Below are 20,211 nucleotides of genomic sequence, written 5' to 3'. Positions count from 1 at the left end.
CTTCATCAGCGGGCTTTTTTATTTTATATGCTTTGGGGCTAATTAACCACCGATAGCTACACGCTTAAAGTTAGTAACTGTTAAGCCTTTGCTGGTCTTCTCAAGTAACTGAGCTATAGTTAAAGAAGAATCTTTAACGAACTCCTGGTTAAGCAGCGTGCTTTCTTTGTAGAACTTGTTCAGTTTACCCTGAGCAATTTTCTCAAGCATAGCCTCTGGCTTACCTTCCTGGCGCGCCTGGTCTTTACCAATCTCGATTTCACGCTCTACAGTAGCTGCATCAACGCCGTCTTTGTCAAGAGCAATTGGCTTCATAGCCGCGATCTGCATAGCGATATCTTTACCAACTTCAGTTACATCAGTACCGTTTGTGTTGTTAAGGCCAACAAGTACACCTAATTTACCATTAGAGTGGTTGTAAGCTACAACTTTCTCAGCAGTGATAGTCTCGTAAGATGCAACATCAATTTTCTCACCGATCTTACCCATCAGGTCAGTGATGTGGTCCTGAAGCGAACGGCCATCAGCCTGTGGCGTAGCAAGTAATTCTTCTTTAGAAGTAGCGTTCGTAGAAACAGCTGCATCTAAAACTGCCTGTGCAAGGTTTCTGAAGTCTTCTACTTTTGATACCGGCTCAGTTTCGCAGGCAATAGCAACAACTTTACCAGTTGTGCCATCAGCCGTAACCTGAGTTAATACAATACCTTCAGAAGTTTCGTTGTCAGCACGTTTGCTGGCAATTTTCTGTCCCTGCTTACGCAGAATATCTTTAGCTGCTTCAAAGTCGCCGTTTGCTTCAGTAAGCGCTTTTTTGCAGTCCATCATACCAGCACCAGTTTCCTGGCGAAGTCTGTTAACGTCTTGTGCTGTAATAGCCATGATTTTTATAATTATGAATTACGAATTAATAATTAAGAATTTCTGTAGCAGGGGAGGCGTATGGTTTAACATAAGTTATACATCCCCGAACCCCTAAAACAAACTGAACATTGAAGCAGCTTGCCCAATGTTCAGTTTGATATAGTTTGCAATATGAACAAGTTCTTATTGCTCGTCAGCTTCTTGTTTAGCCTTGATGCCTTCGTCTTCAGAACGCTTGCGCTCCGTTTCTTCCTTGTCAACCTTACGCTCAGAAAGACCTTCTTCAATCGCTTTACCCATGATAGAAACGATCAGGGAAATTGATTTTGAAGCATCGTCGTTCGCCGGGATTGGGAAGTCTACAGTCTCAGGGTTTGAGTTAGTATCGCAGATAGCGAAAACAGGCAGGTTAAGCTTGTGTGCTTCTTTAACTGCGATGTGCTCACGCTTCACGTCAACGATGAATAACGCTGCAGGCAGTCTTGACAGATCAGCGATACCGCCAAGAACACGCTCCAGTTTCTCACGCTCACGAGAAAGCATAAGCTTCTCACGCTTCGCGATAGCTGCATAAGCCGTGTTGTCTTTCATCATCTTATCGATGGTAGACATTTTCTTAAGAGACTTACGCACAGTAGCGAAGTTAGTAAGCATACCGCCTAACCAACGATCGGTAACGTAAGGCATTTTAAGACGCTTTGCTTCTTCCGCCACGATGTCCTGTGCTTGCTTTTTAGTAGCTACGAACATGATCTTACGGCCAGACTTAGCGATGTTCTTGATAGCTGAAGTAGCTTCATCAAGCGCAACTAACGTCTTGTTAAGGTCAATGATGTGGATACCGTTCTTCTCCATGAAGATATACGGAGCCATTTTCGGATCCCACTTTCTGGTAAGGTGTCCAAAGTGTACACCAGCTTCCAGTAATTCTTTATAATTAGTACTTGCCATGTTGTTGATACACCTTTAATATTAACGTTTGCTGAACTGGAATGAACGACGTGCTTTACGCTTACCGAACTTCTTACGCTCTACCATACGAGGGTCACGTGTTACGAAACCTTCTTTACGCAGAACTGACTTAGTCTCGGCGTTCTCAACTACCAGGGCTTTAGAGATAGCAAGTCTTAGTGCCTCAGCCTGGCCGCTTACACCACCACCTTTTAAATTAGCAGTAACATCGTACTTGCCAATCAGATCTAAGGTTTGAAACGGCTGATTTACTATAGTTTGCAATACTTCGTTAGGGAAGTACGCCTTGATATCCTTACCGTTAATAGTGATATTCCCTTGCCCGGCCGTCATATAGATACGTGCCACCGAGGTTTTTCTTCTACCGGATGTATTGATAACTTCCATTAATTATTAGATGTTGAAGGTTAATTCTTTAGGCTGCTGAGCTGCAAATGGATGCTCGCTACCTGCAAAAACATGAAGATTACGGAATAGCTCGCGACCTAGTGGGCCCTTAGGCAACATGCCACGAACTGCGCGCTCTACGAGCAGCGTTGATGATTTAGCCTTTAGCTCACGTGGAGAAGTTCTTCTCTGACCACCTGGGTAACCAGTGTGCGACAGGTAGTACTTCTGATCCCACTTGCGACCTGTGAAACGTACATTATCAGAGTTGATAACGATCACGTTGTCACCGCAGTCAGCGTTTGGCGTGTACGAAGGCTTGTTCTTGCCTTTCAGGATCTTGGCGATTTCAGACGCCACGCGACCCAAGCTTCCTTGCCCTGCATCAACAATCACCCAGCCTTTGTTGGCTGTCTTCTTGCTGACATTTAGGGTCTTATAACTTAAATGGTCCATTTTTGGTGGTAGTAAGCGATTTATTTATTGAATAATTGTTATTTCGGTTCTCGAAAATGGACACAAAGATAATCTCATTTTATTTTATATGCAACAGTGCGTTGTAAATTACCGGAAATCAAGGCAATAGCTCCGGCTAACTATAGTTGCAGTGCATAGGTTGTACTTACCTGTCAGGGGGTTATGGGTAACGGGGTAACTATAAAAACACACCATTATTATAGTTATGGTGCTGGTGTGAGATAATCTATAAGCGTACACCTTGCGAGCTGTTATTCCTTCAGAAGTTCCTGGATTTTCTTAGCTAGTTTTTCTATGTTCTCTTTTCCATACCCCACAGATACATAGCGAACCAGGCCATTTTTGTCTATCAGGAAATTCTGAGGAATACCGCCCGTGGCATATTGCTTCCAGATTACTTCGTCAGGGTCAACGCCTACAGGAAAGTCGATGCCTTTTTTCTTCAGATCTGCCATCTTCTTAGCTACTTTCTCTTTCGTTTCTCCCCTTGAGATTGGCAGCAGCACAAAGTCGTTGTTTTTATTGGGTTCTATAATCTTTGCTGGAAAGTCGTAAAACTCCAGCAGGCACGGAGCGCACCAGGTAGCCCAGAAATTGATCAGTACCACTTTCCCTTTTAGCTCAGACAGCTTTATAGTTGAGCCATCCAGCATGTTCAGGGCAAAATCGTTTGCAGCATCGTTTACTTTTAAAACTATTTCCTCCTTGCTTTCAGGCTTACTTTCGCTGATTTGAGTACTGGTCTTATATTCTCCTAAGTAGCTGGAATAATACCAGGAATCCATTGAAGGTGCAACGGGTGTAAAATCTATAGTTGTAAAGCGGGTTCTGATAAAATCGTTATTCAGGGTGTTGCGCTGTAGTACCTCTACCGGGAAGTAGTTAGTCGGGTCTATCAGCAGTTGGTATCGTATAGTTACGCCTGTCACCAGTTCTCTGTAACCATTGACATTATTCATGGCTTTATCCTTTAGCTCAAAGCTGATAGCGTAATAGTTGTTGCCGTTAAGCGTAGTATCAGTTACAGTTTTGGTAATGGTGTTGTCCTTAAGTATATGAGGCAGCATGTGGCGCAATGTAACCGGAGAGTTATATAAGAACGATACATGCTGAACACTGTTCAGCGTTGGTTTCCTGTCTATAGTTGCTGCTTTGCTATTTTTGTTGAGGATGAATATTTCTGATCCATTATTTACCTGAAAATGCTGCTCATCATCTGCTTGGTACCGGAAGCCTAAGGTATTATCAGTTGGTGTAAATTCGAGATAGGTATCTACTACCAGTTCATGAAAATAATCTTCCGACGCATAATTTAGCTCTCTTTTATATTGGTAGCGGATAGCCTTCAGTTCGCTGAGCCTTTTACTTACCTGTGTTAAAATCCTGTAATTAGTGTCCTGGGCAGTGGTAGCATTAATAACCTCCTGATTTGAACTATAAACCAGGAGGTTAAAAAGCAAATATGCAGTAAAATATGAGAGCATCATGTGCTACGCTTAGTTGGCTGTTGCTAAAGCCTTTACACTCTCAATTTTAGTCCCGTTTAACTTTGCGAAAACATCTATTCCTTCGCCTTTGCTGTTTTTAGTGAATAAGATAAGATTATCAACAGGTGGTTCACCAGCTTTTTGCCTCTCATAAAGCACTTTCCTGATCTGTGCAGCTGTACCTTTCAGGGTGTCTAGTTGTGCATATGTGTTTCTTTTTACCGGCTTGGTTACAGATGATTCCCTTTTATCTATAGTGGATTTGGCCTTCACAGGCGGTGGAGGAGCTGGCAAAGCAGGTAGTTCACCATACTTTTCTTCGAGGGCAGGTATTGTATAGTTTTGGTTAAAATGATATTCTTCGCTTTTGCCAGACTTTAGTAATATCACTACCGATTCCAGGTTATATTCTTTCTTATCCGTAAACTTCCAGCTTACCTGCTTTACCTGCGGGTTCCGCTTCAGAAAAGCTATATAGTCTTCAGGCAGGTTGTCTTTATAGTAATCATTACCAGCTGGGCTAAATATAAAAGCTTGACCCTGGCCGCTTGGCGGTGTAGGTAGCTCCTTTACTGGCGGCGGCGGTGCAGGAAGTGCTGGCAACTTCTGCATAAACTCCTGAACCTGTCGGGAGTCTTTGTTCTTCGTTGTTATGATAGAGATTACACCCTTGGCTGCACTTTTCCCAAATACTTTCTCAGCGCTTTCATTTTTGTATACATTAACACTGTGGATTTCTTTAGGGTCAAGGTTTTTGTAAGCTTCGCTTTTATCTTCCTTACCATCAATATAGTAAACTACTCCGGCTGGGGCTTTTAGCTGGTTTTGTTCTTGCCTAACCGGTGGCGGAGGTGGAGGTAATTCTTCGGCGTCCGGGGCTGCAGGTGCAGGTGGTGGGGGTGGTGGCAGTTCTGGTAAATTGTATTTTCTCTCAAGCTCGGCTATACTTTTAGCGTCATCCAGGTAATATACTTCAGTGCCACCTCCTTTTAGGCCTATTACCACTGCATTTCTGTTGTCTACCACTTTGCCTCGTACGCTTTTTACAGCAGGGTTTTTCTTTAGATGTTGAACAAGCTCTTTTGGAAGCTTATCGCCCTGCGTATTCTCTGTGTCAGCGTTTTTCTGTTTCGTAGCTTCAGGTTTGCTGGCTGTAAGCTTTTCGTAAAGCTCATTGTCAGGCAGGTATAAGCCATATTTACTAATTGCTGTAGCTATGTCCTGCTTATTGTCTAGTTGGTAGTTTTCTGTCTTACCGCCATTTACAGGAGTTATAGTTAATGTGTTGGGAGCTGTCCAGCAGGCAGACTGGAAAGTAGGGCCTTGCTTAATATAAATATCAGGACCAAGTTTAGTGTAGCCTGTCATATCTGATACGTCAACTTCTGCAGCACTCCGGAAAGCAAATAAGAGGGTAACTGCAAGTGGCAAAGCTATCAGCAACCTGAGCCGGTTAGCTTTTGAGGTAGGCATTTTGTTCATCATGGCAATTCTTCTTTTTAGTGATGGAAAATTGAATTGATTGGCAATCTGAGGTTGCGTGGCGCCTACAACTTTCAGTAAAAGGTATTGGTATTCTTTTTTATCTACTCCGGTGTTTACCACATTCTGGTCGGCAATAAACTCCAGGTTTTCTTTCACAGCCTTTTTCATGAGCCATGCGCCCGGGTTAAACCAGTAAAACACAGTACTCAACTCTGCCAGCAGCACATCCAGGGTATGCCAGCCGGTAATATGTATCAGCTCATGGTGCAGTATCTGTTCCAGCTCGTCGCGTTTGTGCTGCTCGGGGTTAAGGTATATGGTTTGCCAGAAAGAGAAAGCATGGTTTATACTTGTAGCCTTCCTGAAGTCAATGCTTTTATAGTTGGCCGGCTCCGACACTTTGTGAATTTTGTAGAGCGATATAAACTGAACTATAAACCGCCCCAGCATAACTATAAACCCGGCCCAGAAGAGGTACACCGGCAGTTGCCAGTAATCGAATGTTGGGGTTTGTGCTATAGTCTGGCTTGTCAGGGCCCAGGCAGGTATCGTTACTATATAGGCATTGGCAATAGGCTGGTTGTATGCAAACAGCTCCGATAAGTCTATAAGTGGGTACACCGTAGAGAACACGATTCCAAACACCAGGAAAAGCCGGTTAAGGTGGTAGAAGGTGAGCCGACGAAGCGCAACATGGTAAGCCAGGTAAAACAGTACCAGCGCCACATTTACTTTAAGCAAGTATAAAAGCAGTTCAGGCATGGCTATTCGGTTTTTCTGTTCTCGATCATGTTAATAATCTCCTGCAGCTCTTCGGCGCTAATTTTCTGGTCTTTGGCAAAAAAGGCCACCAGTTCTTTGTAAGAGTTTTTAAAGTAATCGCCCACAAAGCTTTTCATGAAGCGCTTTTTATAGTCTTCGGCTTTTATGCGGGGAGCATAGCGATAGGTGTTGCCCAGCTTTTCGCTCTCCAGGAAGCCTTTTTTCTCGAGATTCTTCACCGTAGAGGCCAGCGTGGTATAAGGTGGCTTGGGCTCAGGCATTTGTTCCAGGAAATCTTTGATGAAGCCGCCGCCGGTTTCCCATATGGTGAGCATGGCTTCTTCTTCTTGTTGGGTTAGTTTTTCCATAGTTCTACGATGTTTTCGTATAGTTACGAAATGTTCGTAATAAAAGCTACGAAAGTTTCGTAAATAATTTCAGAGTGCTAGTTTTTAGGAAGTAGCGTGGGTTTTTAATGAAAAAAAATTTACGGACGAATTGGGAGAGGAGCCGCGACTGTGTTTATAGTTGAAAAATCTGTACCTTATCTGGCTAATGGTTAAAGCCAAGCTATGTTACGAACTATAGTTTACCTGTCACTTCTTTGTATTTGCATTTCCTCATGCAGCGAAGAACCTGTAAGCAACATGAAAGCTGTTGATAAGCGTGCTATCGAATTAGTTGCCTTTGGATTTGCGGATAACCCTACCGAGGAAAATAAAGGCTTTGGTATCGCTTACTATTTTTATTTAAATCTTGATACTGATTCAGTTTTCATACAGCGAAGAATAAACCCTGACGATAAACCTGTGACTCTTGCCTGGACAGGAACTATAAAAGGAATTTCTGAGGATGAAAAAATAAGAGAATTTATTAATGTTAGCAGAGAAACACCAAATGGTTTCATAATGGATACCAGGATACCTGAGCTGGTGCTATACTGTAGTTACTACTATTATAGCAGGTATAAAGATGGAGACAATGTAAAATATCAGTTATTCACTCACCATAATTTAGATAAGAGGTTTAGGCGGGCAGTAGATTTGATCATGAACGCATATCAAAACTCCCACTTGATGCCCGTAAGTAACTTTGTGGAGCCAGATAGTATAATAGTGCCTATCATGAATGGGGAGGATATTTTATTTGGACCTCCGCCGGCACCTATGCCCCCGCCCCCTCCACCTATCAGAGCAACAATTAACTATACCCCCCTTTAGAGAAACGCTAAGAACAATGCTGCACCCATAAACCTATGCTCAAAAAACTACTTAACTCTTTTGCCTTAGCGCTGCACAACATCCGCACCAGGTTGTTCTATACGCTGCTGTCTATACTTGGCATTGTAATAGGGGTGGGTGCCCTGGTAACAGTGCTCTCACTGATAGATGGCATGGAGAAGTTTGCCCGCGACCAGATAGCGACTACCACATCGCTGAAGGCCGTGATGGTGCAAACCGAAACCTATAAGCGCGTAAACGAGGTTCGCCTGCAAAAAGAAAACTATGGTTACCTGAACTATGAGCGCTTCAGGGCTTTTGATGAAGCCATGACAATTCCGGCCACAGGGTACATACAGTTTATGCAAAACAGCGAAGTGCAGTTGCCGGACAGCAGTAAGGTTGGTGCTACAGTGCAGGGTATAAACGCCATTCATCCTACAGCGGCAACTATAAAAACCGGCAGATTATTCTCACCTGAAGATGTTGCTGATAATGCTCCTGTTGCTTTTGTAAATGATGTGTTCGCTAAGCAGGCTGCAGGTAAAGATCCGGTACAAACTATAGTTGGGCAAACTATAACTTATAAAGACAAGGCAGTGAAAGTGATCGGGGTGCTACAGCCTAAAAAGCAGGAGAGGCCCGAGATTTACCTGCCCATCAGTTTGTTTACAGATGCAGAGTTGAAAGCAGATCCGCCACGCGTGGTGTTTGAAGTGGATGATGTAGAGCAGGTGCAGGCTTTCAAAAAAGAGGCAGAACGATGGCTGCAAACAAATGTTAAAGGTGACCCGACTGATTTTGTAGTAGTAACCAACGAAGGCAGAGTGGAGCAGGCCGCAAAAGGGTTTTTACTGTTCCGGGTGATCATGGGGCTTATAGTTGGTATTTCGGTTATAGTTGGTGGCATCGGCGTGATGAATGTATTGCTGATATCAGTATCCGAACGTACCGTGGAAATTGGCGTGCGCAAAGCCATGGGCGCTAAAAAGCACGATATACTCATGCAGTTCCTGGCTGAGTCGGTAACCGTGTCGTTGTTTGGCAGTTTCATGGGGTTATCGCTGGGTGTGCTGGCCACGTTGGGCGTTGTGCCAATTATTAAAGCCCTGACCGATGTACCATTCCAGGCTGCTTATACGTTCGATACATTCGTGGTTATAACTATAGTTGCCATTGCGATTGGTATCGTGTTCGGAACTTACCCTGCCATGCGGGCCGCAAAACTTGACCCGGTAGATGCCATCCGAAGAGAGTAAAACAAGCCATTGCAAACTATAGTATCTAACTATAAACTATACCACTAATTCTAACAATGAAGGCCATACTTGTAAAACAACCCGGCGGACCCGAACAACTTATACTTGGCGAATATGAACAGCCTTTACCTGGTCCTTACGAACTGCTGGTAAAAGTACATGCCACCGCCCTGAATCGCGCCGATACGATGCAGCGGCAAGGCAAATACCCGCCTCCCAAAGGTGCCAGCCCAATACTTGGGTTAGAGATAGCAGGAATTGTAGAAGAAGCTGGTTTTAACTGTACAAAGTATCAGAAAGGCGATAAGGTTTTCGGGTTGCTGCCCGGCGGCGGTTATGCCGAGTATGCAATTATTAACGTAGAAATGGCGATGCCCATTCCGGATAACCTGAGTTTTGAGGAAGCGGCCGCCATTCCGGAGGTGTTTTTAACTGCCTGGCAGGCGCTGACATGGTTGGGTAAGTTACAGCCAGGCGAACGTGTACTGATACATGCAGGGGCCAGTGGAGTAGGTACAGCTGCCATACAACTTGCCCGGGCGCTTAAAGCCGAAGTGCTGGTTACGGCCTCCGAAGGAAAACTACAGACCTGCAAAGAATTGGGCGCACACAAAGCCATTAACTATAAAGAAGTACCGTTTGAAGACGAAGTGCTGGCCTATACCAATAACGAGGGTGTAGATGTGATCATCGATTTTATAGCCGGGCCCTATTTTAACCAGAACCTGGATTGCCTGCGGCTGGACGGCAGGTTGGTAATACTTGCCAGCTTAGGCGGCGGTAAAGTAGATAATGTTGACCTCAGGAAAATATTATCCAAACGGTTGCAGGTAATTGGCACTACATTGCGCTCCCGCTCAAAAGAATACCAGATTAAACTGACAGAAGACCTGAGCCATTTTGCCTTGCCCTTATTTAAAGAAGGAAAGCTAAAGCCTGTTATTGATTCGGTTTATAGTTGGGAAGACGTTGCCGAAGCACACCGTTATATGGAGCAGAATAAGAACATCGGGAAGATTGTGTTGCGGGTGGGGTGATTTTTGACAAAGGATAGAAAATGCTGTTTCAGACACCTGTCTCCGAAACTTAAAAGAGGACCCCAACCCCCGCCTGCTGCGGACTTCCAAGTCCGCGTTTATGGGATGCATTTTTATCGTATAACGGGGATTTGGAAATCCCCGGCAGATGGCTTTCTGACAAGGATGTCCGAAAAAGCGGGTAGAAAATCTCATTAATCCACCTTAATCCCGGTTCAGACAAAAAAGCAAAAAGGACAAAAGAGGCAACTATAGCTCTTTTGTCCTTTGTCATAAAATCCTTTGTCAAAAAATCTACTGCGCTCTGAGTTGCTTTACTAATACGGCAAAATCTTTCGGGTAAGGCGCTTCGACCTTTACCGGCTCATCGTTCATTAACCTGAAACCTATAGTGTGCGAGTGCAAGGCAAAGCGCTTGATCAAGGGTAGTTCTTCCGTCTGCTGTTTCAGGTTATAGCCACGCTTCAGGCTGCTCAGGTATAAATTTTCTCCGCCATACAACGAATCGCCAACTATAGGCGCTTTTAACGAAGCCAGGTGCACGCGTATCTGGTGCAGTCGCCCGGTTACAGGCATACACTCTACCAGCGTGTGGCGGTTATAGTTCTCTAAAGTAGTGAAGTAGGTTTCGGCGGGTTTGCCTTGTGGTGTAAGTTTGGCAACACCTTTCGCATTAGGCAGAATAGCTTTACTTACCAGCTGGTCTTCGAACTTAAAAGTACCCCAAACCACAGCATGATATACTTTATAAACCTGGCGGTGCTCAAACTGCATGGATAAGTGGCGGTAAGCTTCCGGGTTTTTGGCAAATACAAGGCAACCAGAAGTGTCTTTGTCTAAGCGGTGGCAGGCCTGCAGATCCGGGTTGTACTGGCGGGCAATTTTCAGCAGGTTGGTAGTATTGGGTGTTCTGTCCTCCAGCGTTGCCAGAAAGGGCGGTTTATTAACTACAATGTAGTCTTCGTTCTCAAATATAATCAGGTCTTTAAAAACCGGGTATTTCATGTGTAATATACTTTACAGAGCGCAGCTATAGTTTGCCAGGCCATTTATTCTGCAAAGATACTCATAAAATTATTGAATGGTTGAATTGCTGAATGGGTGACGTTATAGTTTGGTAAAAGGATAACGTCAGACTTCTGTAAGCTACCAATGAAATCTACTTAGCCTTAAGTAACTTGAAACGTAGGGTAGAGCCTTTATCTATTACGCTGGTTATGGCTATAAAAGAGCGGTGGGCTTCTACAATGTGTTTGGAAATGGCCAGACCCAGGCCGGAACCTCCTTCTGTGCGGGCGCGGCTCTTATCTATCCGGTAAAAGCGTTCAAAAATACGGTTAATGTGCTCTTCCGCTATTCCCTTGCCGTCGTCTTTAACAGTTATCGTGTATTTTTTACGTCCCTCCGTAAACGATACCCAGATGTTGCCACCCTCACGACCATACTTTATGGCGTTATCTATCAGGTTAATAAATACCTGCCTGATGCGGTTAGGGTCGGCGTGCAGGTTTATGTGCTCGCCTGGCTGCGCTGCCAGGTGCAGGGTAATGTTGCGTTCCGAAGCCTTGTTTTCCAGTTGCTCAAATACTTCCTGCACCACCGGTATAATGTCGAAATTGCGTTTTTGCATTTTTATTACGCCATTCTCCATCTGCGAAATACTGATCAGATCCTGCACCAGCGTATCCAGTCCGTCTAAACTATTGGCAGCCTTTTTCAGAAACTTATCCCGAACGTTCTCATCGTCTATAGCGCCATCCAGCAAGGTGTGTATAAAGCCTTGTGCTGCAAATATCGGAGTCTTCAGTTCATGCGATACATCGGCCAGGAACTCGCTGCGCATCTTTTGCAATCGCTTCAATTCATCAATTTCCAGCTGTTTTTTGGCCGCTATCTCGTAAATCTCATTCTTTATTTTGAGCAAAGGGTCAGCTGTAAAAAAGGAACGGCCTTCGGCTCTCTTGGGGTCCTGTCGTCTTACACGGTCAAGGGTAGAGTAAACATTTTTGATCTCACGGAGCACCAGCGCTTCATATGAGAAATAAACCAGCAGAAAGCAGCTGATAAAAACCAGTACCAGCGCAACTATAAGCCCTCTGGATGAGAAGTAAGTAGCTAACGCCAAAAAGGCGGTAAGCACCAAAGCCACCGCCAACGAAATAAGCAATGTAAGAGTACGCGAATTCAGGTTCATGCGGCTTAGTCGGTGTTAAACTTATAGCCAACCCCTTTTATAGTTCTGATGTGGTCTTCGCCAACTTTTTCGCGCACTTTCCGGATGTGCACATCAACAGTTCTTGCAATTACATACACATCGCTGCCCCAGATGTTGTTGAGCAGTTCTTCGCGGGTAAATACTTTATTTGGTGTAGATGCCAGGAAAGCCAGCAGTTCGAATTCTTTTTTAGGTAAGGTTATTTTTTGTTCGCCTTTGTATACAGCAAAGCTGGTGCGGTCTATTTTAAGGCCTGCTATGTCTATAGTTTGCTCCTGCTCATCCTGCTGTGCATCGCGGCGGGCAAAGGCAGCGAGGCGGCTTAAAAGTGCACGAGGCTTAATGGGCTTGGTTATAAAATCATCAGCGCCGGCATCAAAAGCAGCTACCTCCGAAAACTCCTCGGCGCGGGCTGTCAGGAAAATAATGTGCGTTTGTTTAAAGTCGTTCATTTCGCGCAGTTGCCGGCAGGCAGCTATCCCGTCCATAACAGGCATCATCACGTCCATCAGTATTACATCCGGTTTAAAAGCCTGGGCTACTTCTATGGCTCTTTTGCCGTTATCAGCCTGAGCCACTTCGTAGCCTTCGCGGGTAAGGTTGTAGTGCAGCAGTTCCACTATATCGGGCTCATCGTCCACGATCAGTATCTTGTATTTAGATGCAGTTTGCACGATTTTGACGCTTTAGGTTACTGTATATTCTGTCTGTAACTATAGCTCCTGACTGAGCATGAACTATAGCTGGTATTCTTTTGCTATTGTAAAGGTACTATGTTTCGGGCAAACTGCTCAGTTATAGGTAAATGATAACCTTTTCTTAACATAGCTGCCACTATGCATAACAAAAAAGCCAGCGGTTTGGCTGGCTTTTTTGTTTATTTCTTTGCGACTAGCTTATGTTTCAGGTTCCGGAACTCGTAGAGGTCCACCTTTATCGACCCTACAAACATTTCCGCTTGTATCAGTACGGGTACTTTGTTATCGTCATCAGACAGGTAAACAGTAATGGCATTCTCGCCTTTAAACATTTCGTTTTTCGGCATTTTAGGTACCAGTTTTATCGCTTTTATTTTACCGGCCTTTGTGCTAACAGTTTCGCGGCCTTTGTAAGTTACTTCCATGTCAAAGTTCTCTTCTTCAAAAAAACCTTTTATGGTCAGCTTTTCACCTTTGCGCATTCTATCATAGTTCAGCGTTCTTAAATAATAGAAACCGCTCACAATATCCTGCACGTTATCAGATACTTTATGGGTGCTGGTTTTCTCCGGGTCTTTCTTTCGCTTTACTTTAACAGCTGCAATATTACTGTTGTGGTTAAAGTCTATTGTCTCTTTCTTGCGGTAACTGCCTTCTTCTATATTGCGGTGAAAGCGGTGTGGTACTATAGCTGCCGTATCGATATAAGACTGCCAGGTATCACGTACTTTAATAAAAATATCGAAAGAGCTGCTTGTGCGGCCATATACCGTAGCGCGGTAGCTGGGGCGGCCATTTATAGTATGTAGTTGGTCAGATACATCTATAGTTGCTTCGGCTGCTGTAATAGGGCCATAGTGTACTTTATACTTGAGTATCTCGCCAGTCGAAAAACTTTCGTTACGGATTGTACGCATGCTGTCTTTCATAGAAAAGGCAGAAAGTACGATCACAAGCAGAAGGATGACAGGAGTAGACTTCTTCATATTCTTCATTATAAGGGTCTGCATTACTAGTATGTTTTATTCAACTTTCATACCAACTCTCTCCGGTTATCCCGAATTTAAGTTTGCTTAAGCAGTTTGCTCAGGTTGTTTTGTTGTTTTTAATACGCGCAGCAACAACCTCTTATTATAGTTTTTATACTGCGTTATACATTGCAAGTTAACACTTTAAGTTACTTTTTTGCTGCAGTTATAATAAAAAAGGTGCCATTGTTATAGCACCTTTTTTATTATTTTAGTTCACTGAATAATGTTTATTCACCTCTGTCGGCTGATTTATCTTCTAAAACTTCAGCTACTTTTTCAGGCTCACCCTTTACAATGGCTCTGATCTTCTGCTCGATCTCATCCATCAGTTCAGGGTTGTCAAGCAGGATCTGCTTCACGCCATCGCGGCCCTGGCCCAGCTTGTTGCCATCATAAGAGAACCATGAACCGGATTTCTGCACTATGTTCAGCTCCACGCCAAGGTCAAGGATCTCACCTACTTTAGAGATACCCTCGCCATACATGATGTCGAATTCTACCACTTTAAACGGAGGCGCTACTTTGTTCTTCACAACTTTCACGCGGGTACGGTTACCTGTAATGTTATCGGCAGCCTCTTTAATCTGACCAATACGACGAATATCCAGACGTACGGATGCGTAGAATTTAAGGGCGTTACCACCGGTTGTCGTTTCAGGGTTACCGAACATCACACCAATCTTCTCACGAAGCTGGTTGATAAAGATACAGCAGCATCCTGTTTTGTTGATCGTACCTGTCAGCTTACGAAGTGCCTGAGACATTAAACGAGCCTGAAGACCCATTTTGCTGTCACCCATGTCGCCTTCCAGTTCACCTTTTGGTACCAGGGCAGCCACTGAGTCAATTACGATAATATCAATAGCGCCAGAACGGATCAGATGATCAGCGATCTCAAGTGCCTGCTCACCGTTATCCGGCTGCGATATCAATAAGTTTTCTGTATCAATTCCGAGTTTCTCGGCATATGCTTTATCAAAAGCGTGCTCTGCGTCAATAAATGCTGCCAGGCCACCTGCTTTCTGAGCTTCGGCAATAGCGTGCATAGTAAGCGTGGTTTTACCAGAAGATTCAGGACCGTAGATCTCAATTACACGGCCACGTGGCAAACCGCCAATACCCAAAGCTATGTCCAACCCAAGAGACCCTGTAGAGATAGCAGGAATGTCTTCTACTTTGTTGTCGCTAAGCTTCATTACAGTGCCTTTACCGTAAGTCTTGTCGAGCTTGTCGATGGTCAGCTGCAGGGCTTTAAGTTTTTCGTTGCTTACACTCATGTGTTCTTTCTTATTTAGCTTAATTTGATTGTGAAATTACAACATTCAGATCCAATTTGCAAAAAAGTTAACCTATATTTTGCTAATTATTTTAGCTGATTGCTGCTGTCTGTTCTTAACATAACCCGCGTGGCTTTTGTCCCATTATTTATGCTTTTTTCTTCCTGTTTTCAAAAGTTTTTTATGGGTAACTATAGTATAAAGCAGCAGGTTGCTATAAGGGCCGGATAAGTAAAGTTTGCATTGTAACCGCAGTAGCTATAGTTGGTATGCTAAAAATATTAGGATTTTAGTCCGGGAGTTATAGTTGACTTATAGTTCCGGAAATCTTAGTACCCAACGCAAACTATAGTTGTCAGACCAGTTCTCTCGAGTTTTTGGATTTATGCTGACTGCGTTGCGTTTCAAAGTCGTCGCGCGTCATTCCAAAATAGGTCAGATCGTGCAGCTCTTCGGAGTCTGTTCCTTTAAAATCACTGCGCAGGGTTCCTTCTTCCACAAAGCCATTGTCTTTAGCCAACTCGCCGTAAAATCTGTTACTGGCTGTGCACCGGATGTAAACTTTGTTTAGCTGGAGAATATCAAACGCAAAATTGAGTATCGTTTGTAATGCTTCCTGTACGAGTTCTTTGGTTTCTGGCCAGCCGGTAAAATATAAGCCGATCTCAGCTTTAGGTACTTTATGGTCTACATTTTTGAGAGCAATGTCACCGAGGTAAGTATTGTCCGATTTTATCCAGACTCCAAAGTCGAAGGTTTTACGGTTGTCCCAGTCGGTGCGGAGCTGCTGCATCTGGATACGGGCATCTTCCAGCGCTTTTACACGCACTATACGGCCACTGAAGGCAGGATTCAGAATGTCTGAGTTTTCGTGCAGTACACGCATAAAATCGTTTTCATCACCTTCCTGGTAGGGTCTCAGGATAAGGTGTTCAGTCTCCAGCCTTTCTTCCAGAGACTCGGGCAAAATATTAAATAATAGACTCATATGAATTGCACTGAGTGTGATGTTTAAATTGATACTTGTACCTTCTTACGCTTTATAGTTGAAATGGTATCGTATTCACTGTAAGATAAGTACTGAACAAGCCGCTGCCACGCCCGTTAATAAAGTACATTTTTCATCATCTATCTAAACTTACTAAACTATGGGAGACAGACTAAAAGGTAAAGTTGCTATTGTAACCGGCGGCGGCTCAGGTATCGGCGAAGCCATTTGTAAAAAGTTTGCCCGCGAGGGCGCAAGTGTTATAGTTGCCGGCTTCCCCGAAGACCCGGTGGAGGCTGTGGCAAAAGAAATTGAGAAGGAGGGAGGAACCGCGTTGCCGTTTACTGCTGACATTTCGACGGAAGGCAATGCCAAACGCTGCGTGGAAACTGCAGTAAGCCAATTCGGCAAACTCGACATACTTGTAAATAATGCCGGCGTTTTTCCGGAAGTAAACATGCTGCAGGACTACTCTGAAGAAGCTTTTGAGTACATGCTGAAGAATAATGTGAAAACGGCTTTTGTAATGAGCAAAGCCGCACTGCCGGAACTGCATAAAACCAAAGGTAACATCGTGTCGGCGGGTTCTGAGGCTGGTGTGTTGGGCATTGCCCAGAACACACCGTATGGCGGCACCAAAGGTTTTATACATGCATTTATGCGCGGCCTGGCCGTAGAGCAGGCGCAGTTTGGGGTGCGCTGCAACATAGTTGGCCCCGGCCCTATAGATACCGCCTGGACCCACGAAAGCACTGGTCCGATGGACAGCAAGATGGTGAAAATGATGAAAGAAGCTACCCCGATGGGCCGCAGAGGCACCCCGGAGGAAGTTGCCAATGTTTACCTGTTCCTGGCATCGGATGAGGCGAGTTATGTAACAGGCGCGACTTATATGGTAGATGGCGGTATAACTATAGCCAAAGGCGGAGTTGGCAGCCAGGCAGATTCAGAAATGAAGAAAGAACCGAAAGGTGAACTTGAACTGGAGCACTCCAGAGATGGCCATACAACTATACGAAAATAAACTATAGCCTGCTTTTAAACTATAAAGGCCGGTAACTGCATAGTTGCCGGCCTTTATACTATAAACTATAGTTTCGGTTACTGGTTCAGGAATGGATAGTTGTGGTGTTTCGGGCTGCCCAGGTTTTGCTGCACCATCATTACTTCCAGGGTATGCGCTGTTTCCTTAAAGTACTCCAGCCTTCTGTAAAGCATTTCTTTTTGCAGGATAACGCCGGTTGCCGTTTTCATATACGCTTTCTTGTCTTCCAGCACGCGGTGCATTACCTCGTTCACAGCTTCCTCGTTCTGCATGTACCACTGCTGGAAATCCTGCAGCCTGGCAGCGCCTGTAGTTGCCGAGGTAAAGTTAAGGCCGTAGATACGCAGTATATTGCTCAGCAGGTCTACTTCCAGCGGAATAGAAACATTGTAGGGCATGGTGCGCACTTCCAGTTTGCTGTTAAGTGCTGCAACTATAGTTGCCAGGTTATCTTTAAAGCGAAAGTATAAAGCAGCCGCCTCCATAGTGTAAAGTTTTAGTAAATATTAATCTGCCGCAAAATTAAACTAAATTGTTGAATGGCTACATGAGAAGTAGGTTAAATTGCTAAATGGTTTAATTGTTATTATCAGCAATCAACAATTTAACCATTCAACAATTAAACCATTATAATAAGTCTCTGATGATTTTCTCTTCGGTAATGCCTTCGGCTTCGGCTTTAAAGTTGCGCACTATGCGGTGACGAAGGATTGGTAAGGCTACAGCCTGCACATCTTCAATATCAGGGCTGTATTTGCCGTTAAGGATTGCGTTGCACTTGGCGCCAACTATAAGATGCTGCGAGGCACGCGGACCAGCTCCCCACTCCAGGTAATCGTTAGCTGCTTTGGAGGCCATAGGCGAGCCTGGGCGTGTTTTGTGAACCAGCTGCACCGCATACTCCACTACATTATCAACTACCGGCACACGGCGCACCAGCTGCTGAAAAGCAAGTATGTCATCCGCATGCAGAATTTTACTTAGCTGTTGGGTAAAAGCACCTGTGGTATTCTTTACAATCTGTAGTTCTGACTCATAGCTTGGGTAGCCCAGCGTAATGTTGAACATGAAACGGTCGAGCTGTGCTTCGGGTAAGGGATAGGTGCCTTCCTGTTCTATCGGGTTCTGAGTGGCCAGAACAAAGAAAGGTTCCGGTAATCTGTAGCGCTTGCCTGCAACGGTAACAGCGTGTTCCTGCATGGCTTCCAGCAGGGCTGCCTGTGTCTTTGGCGGCGTACGGTTTATCTCATCGGCCAGCACAATGTTGGCGAAAATGGGGCCGGTAATAAATTTAAAGTTTCTGTCCTTGTCCAGCGTCTCGGCGCCAACTATATCCGAAGGCATTAAGTCTGGCGTGAACTGCACCCTGTTAAAGGACATATCCAGCGCAGAGGCTATAGTTTGGATAAGGAGCGTTTTGGCAAGGCCTGGCACGCCGACCAGCAAACAGTGCCCCTGACAAAAAACCGCCGTCAGTACTAATCTTACCACTTCGTCCTGTCCTACTATAACCTTCGAAATTTCGTTGGTTAGTTCACGGTAGGCGTGGTATAGCGCGTCGGCTGCTTCTTTGTCAGAGGTGTACTGTGCCATATAGTTTTATTGCGTGACTTGTAGTGCTTTACAATCCTGGTACTCAGGGTCGATGTCGATGAATACAGTGTCGATGTTCTTCCTGAACCACTCATCTACGGCTTTGCTCTTTTTATCGTTGAGTGCCGCTGCGGCTATTTTCGGATAATCGTCTTCTAAGTTCGCCTGGTGTGGAGTTGACTTGCCTTTCAGCATAATGATACGCACCGCTTCCTTACCATCTGCAGTGGTAAACGGAATTGGTTTAGAGATCTCGTCCACCTGCATGGTATCTATCACAAAGAAGATGCTTGGGTCTACCTGGTCCATCGGGATATAAGTCGTACCTGCGCGGCTGGCCATCATACCACCGTTATCTTTGGTAGCAAAATCATCCGAAAAGTCTTTGGCGGCTTTGGCAAACGTAATGCTGTCGTTCTCAATTAGCGAACGGATGCTATCCAGTTCAGCAATAGCTTCCTGAATGTTTACCGTAGCGGTGGCAGGCTTGATTAGGATATGACGCGTGTTAAACTCCTGTCCTTTACGCTCGATCAGCTGTATCAAGTGGAAACCGAACTGCGACTCTACTATACCTGAGATGCCACCTGGCTCCAGGCGAAGCGCAGCAGCTTCGTATTCCGGTACCAGTTCCTTTTTCTTGAAGAAGCCCAGTTCGCCACCAGCTGCAGCTGATCCCGGATCCTGGGAATACTGTTTCGCGAGTGTAGCAAAATCTTCGCCAGCCAAAATGCGCTTGCGTAGTTCTTCCAGCTGCTGGCGTGCTTCCTGTTTCTGCTGCTTGCTTACTTCCGCGTATTTTACAATCTGGCCGATCTCTACTTCGCTTGAAAAGTAAGGTAGGCTGTCTTGTGGGATGCGGTTATAGTATGCTGCCACCTCTTTTGGTGTAACGCGAACCTTACCAGCAATTGTTTCCTGCATTTTCTGCATTACCAGCTGGTCCTGTATTGTTTTGCGCAGTTCTTCTTTTAACTGGCGGATGCTCTTGTTATAGTATTGCTCCAAACGCTCTACGCCACCTACCTGGGACGATAGGTAATCAATTCTGCGGTTAAGCTCGCCGGTTACCTGGCTTTCTTCCACTGTTACGGAGTCAATGGCAGCGCGGGCCAGTAATAGTTTGTCCTGAACCAGCGACTTGAATATTTCGCACTTCAGTTCCTCGTTAGGCTGCAGTTTGGCCTGTGCCAGGTACTGCAGGTAGCTGAACTCCAGCTCCGATCTCAGCACGATCTGGTTATCTATTTTGGCGATGATACCATCTACCTGGCGTTGTACAGGAGCCTGCGCCGTAGCCTGGAAAGCCGACATCATACAAACGATAATGGCTGCTACCACACAAAATACTCGGGGTGTTGTTATAGGTTGGTTATGCATAATGATGTTTTGCGCTCTTGTTGCTGCGGCGCTATAC

Annotated in this window: 20 protein-coding genes; 4 read left to right on the top strand and 16 right to left on the bottom strand. The window is 44.8% G+C overall.

Translation table 11 applies throughout. From position 1 onward, the window contains the following. Positions 1-42: 42 nt before the first annotated feature. The 7 genes from tsf to GSQ66_RS11785 form a co-directional block, all read right to left on the bottom strand. Positions 43-879 (bottom strand): translation elongation factor Ts, encoded by an 837-nt coding sequence (gene tsf / locus GSQ66_RS11815; RefSeq protein WP_162427665.1) that lies wholly within the window; start codon positions 877-879, stop codon positions 43-45. Positions 880-1,044: 165 nt separating this feature from the next. After that, positions 1,045-1,812 carry a 30S ribosomal protein S2 gene (gene rpsB / locus GSQ66_RS11810; protein ID WP_162427664.1) on the bottom strand — a complete coding sequence of 256 codons (768 nt, stop codon included), beginning with the start codon at positions 1,810-1,812 and terminating at the stop codon, positions 1,045-1,047. A gap of 21 nt (positions 1,813-1,833) precedes the next feature. After that, positions 1,834-2,220 (bottom strand): 30S ribosomal protein S9, encoded by a 387-nt coding sequence (rpsI, locus tag GSQ66_RS11805; RefSeq protein ID WP_162427663.1) that lies wholly within the window; start codon positions 2,218-2,220, stop codon positions 1,834-1,836. A 6-nt stretch (positions 2,221-2,226) separates the two neighbouring features. After that, a complete protein-coding gene (rplM, locus tag GSQ66_RS11800; RefSeq protein WP_162427662.1) occupies positions 2,227-2,676 on the bottom strand; it encodes a 50S ribosomal protein L13 in 450 nt (149 codons plus the stop codon). Between the two features lie 272 nt (positions 2,677-2,948). Then, complete coding sequence (locus GSQ66_RS11795; protein ID WP_162427661.1) at positions 2,949-4,184, bottom strand: TlpA family protein disulfide reductase; 1,236 nt, start codon at positions 4,182-4,184, stop codon at positions 2,949-2,951. A gap of 9 nt (positions 4,185-4,193) precedes the next feature. Further along, the gene (locus tag GSQ66_RS11790; protein WP_162427660.1) at positions 4,194-6,431 is read right to left on the bottom strand and encodes a M56 family metallopeptidase; all 2,238 of its coding nucleotides are present in this window, start codon (positions 6,429-6,431) and stop codon (positions 4,194-4,196) included. Between the two features lie 2 nt (positions 6,432-6,433). Next, entirely contained in the window at positions 6,434-6,799 is a 366-nt protein-coding gene (locus tag GSQ66_RS11785; RefSeq protein ID WP_162427659.1) for a BlaI/MecI/CopY family transcriptional regulator, read from the bottom strand. A 279-nt stretch (positions 6,800-7,078) separates the two neighbouring features. Here GSQ66_RS11785 and GSQ66_RS11780 point away from each other — a divergent pair, with 279 nt between their 5' ends. The 3 genes from GSQ66_RS11780 to GSQ66_RS11770 are packed head-to-tail and all read left to right on the top strand — an operon-like array spanning position 7,079 to position 9,947. Then, positions 7,079-7,651, top strand: a complete 573-nt coding sequence (locus GSQ66_RS11780) for a hypothetical protein (RefSeq protein WP_162427658.1) — start codon at positions 7,079-7,081, stop codon at positions 7,649-7,651. Between the two features lie 35 nt (positions 7,652-7,686). Then, complete coding sequence (locus GSQ66_RS11775; RefSeq protein ID WP_162427657.1) at positions 7,687-8,910, top strand: ABC transporter permease; 1,224 nt, start codon at positions 7,687-7,689, stop codon at positions 8,908-8,910. Between the two features lie 56 nt (positions 8,911-8,966). Further along, positions 8,967-9,947 carry an NAD(P)H-quinone oxidoreductase gene (locus GSQ66_RS11770; RefSeq protein ID WP_162427656.1) on the top strand — a complete coding sequence of 327 codons (981 nt, stop codon included), beginning with the start codon at positions 8,967-8,969 and terminating at the stop codon, positions 9,945-9,947. A gap of 294 nt (positions 9,948-10,241) precedes the next feature. Here the strand turns inward: GSQ66_RS11770 and GSQ66_RS11765 are convergent, their stop codons facing one another. The 6 genes from GSQ66_RS11765 to GSQ66_RS11740 all read right to left on the bottom strand — a co-directional run bounded on the left by GSQ66_RS11765 (position 10,242) and on the right by GSQ66_RS11740 (position 16,156). Continuing rightward, positions 10,242-10,952: an RluA family pseudouridine synthase gene (locus GSQ66_RS11765; protein ID WP_162427655.1), complete on the bottom strand. Its 711-nt coding sequence runs from the start codon at positions 10,950-10,952 to the stop codon at positions 10,242-10,244. A 154-nt stretch (positions 10,953-11,106) separates the two neighbouring features. Next, a complete protein-coding gene (locus tag GSQ66_RS11760) occupies positions 11,107-12,141 on the bottom strand; it encodes a sensor histidine kinase (protein WP_162427654.1) in 1,035 nt (344 codons plus the stop codon). 5 nt (positions 12,142-12,146) lie between these two features. After that, complete coding sequence (locus GSQ66_RS11755; RefSeq protein ID WP_162427653.1) at positions 12,147-12,836, bottom strand: response regulator transcription factor; 690 nt, start codon at positions 12,834-12,836, stop codon at positions 12,147-12,149. A gap of 203 nt (positions 12,837-13,039) precedes the next feature. Beyond that, entirely contained in the window at positions 13,040-13,870 is an 831-nt protein-coding gene (locus tag GSQ66_RS11750) for a DUF3108 domain-containing protein (RefSeq protein WP_238395658.1), read from the bottom strand. Between the two features lie 248 nt (positions 13,871-14,118). Continuing rightward, positions 14,119-15,168 carry a recombinase RecA gene (gene recA / locus GSQ66_RS11745; protein ID WP_162427652.1) on the bottom strand — a complete coding sequence of 350 codons (1,050 nt, stop codon included), beginning with the start codon at positions 15,166-15,168 and terminating at the stop codon, positions 14,119-14,121. A gap of 355 nt (positions 15,169-15,523) precedes the next feature. Then, positions 15,524-16,156 (bottom strand): GNAT family N-acetyltransferase, encoded by a 633-nt coding sequence (locus GSQ66_RS11740; RefSeq protein WP_162427651.1) that lies wholly within the window; start codon positions 16,154-16,156, stop codon positions 15,524-15,526. Between the two features lie 160 nt (positions 16,157-16,316). Here GSQ66_RS11740 and GSQ66_RS11735 point away from each other — a divergent pair, with 160 nt between their 5' ends. Then, complete coding sequence (locus GSQ66_RS11735; protein ID WP_162427650.1) at positions 16,317-17,180, top strand: SDR family NAD(P)-dependent oxidoreductase; 864 nt, start codon at positions 16,317-16,319, stop codon at positions 17,178-17,180. Between the two features lie 77 nt (positions 17,181-17,257). Here the strand turns inward: GSQ66_RS11735 and GSQ66_RS11730 are convergent, their stop codons facing one another. From GSQ66_RS11730 to GSQ66_RS11720, 3 genes are all read right to left on the bottom strand, one after another. Next, on the bottom strand, positions 17,258-17,686 hold the full coding sequence (locus GSQ66_RS11730) for a hypothetical protein (protein ID WP_162427649.1): 429 nt from the start codon (positions 17,684-17,686) through the stop codon (positions 17,258-17,260). A gap of 142 nt (positions 17,687-17,828) precedes the next feature. Then, positions 17,829-18,794, bottom strand: a complete 966-nt coding sequence (locus tag GSQ66_RS11725) for an AAA family ATPase (RefSeq protein WP_162427648.1) — start codon at positions 18,792-18,794, stop codon at positions 17,829-17,831. Positions 18,795-18,800: 6 nt separating this feature from the next. Then, positions 18,801-20,174, bottom strand: a complete 1,374-nt coding sequence (locus GSQ66_RS11720) for a peptidylprolyl isomerase (RefSeq protein ID WP_162427647.1) — start codon at positions 20,172-20,174, stop codon at positions 18,801-18,803. Between the last annotated feature and the right edge of the window lie 37 nt (positions 20,175-20,211).

This window comes from Pontibacter pudoricolor (genome assembly GCF_010092985.1).
Classification (GTDB): domain Bacteria; phylum Bacteroidota; class Bacteroidia; order Cytophagales; family Hymenobacteraceae; genus Pontibacter; species Pontibacter pudoricolor.
This window is presented reverse-complemented; position numbering and strand designations above follow the sequence as displayed.